Origin of the sequence: Mesorhizobium sp. M1A.F.Ca.IN.020.06.1.1, from assembly GCF_004023265.1 — a bacterium.
Taxonomy (GTDB): Bacteria; Pseudomonadota; Alphaproteobacteria; order Rhizobiales; family Rhizobiaceae; genus Mesorhizobium.
The window spans coordinates 1-412 of sequence record NZ_RZSR01001837.1 but is presented as its reverse complement, the minus strand read 5'-3'; the positions used below and the strand labels follow the sequence as shown (position 1 = coordinate 412).

At 61.7% G+C, this 412-nt stretch carries 1 protein-coding gene; it reads left to right on the top strand.

Going from position 1 to position 412, the window contains the following annotated elements; translation table 11 throughout:
* On the top strand, nt 1-412 hold a 412-nt coding region (locus EOA60_RS37145; RefSeq protein WP_128312832.1), incomplete at both ends, for a trypsin-like peptidase domain-containing protein.

Here is a 412-nt window from a genome sequence, read left to right as displayed (position 1 = left end):
TGCGGTGCCGATGCCACAGCTTCCGGAAGGCTCGCCCTTCCAGGACTTTTTCGATGACTTCTTCAAGAACCGCGGCGGCGACAAGGGCGGCGGGCAGAAGGTGCAGTCGCTTGGCTCCGGCTTCGTCATCGATGCCGAGCAGGGCATCGTGGTGACCAACAATCACGTCATCGCCGATGCCGACGACATCGAGGTCAATTTCTCCGACGGCGTGACGCTGAAGGCGACGCTTGTCGGCACTGATACAAAGACCGACGTCGCGTTGCTGAAGGTCGATCCGAAGGGCCACAAATTAACGGCGGTGAAGTTCGGCGATTCCACCAAGATGCGCGTCGGCGACTGGGTGATGGCGATCGGCAATCCGTTCGGTCTTGGCGGCACGGTCACGGTCGGCATCGTCTCGGCGCGCAAC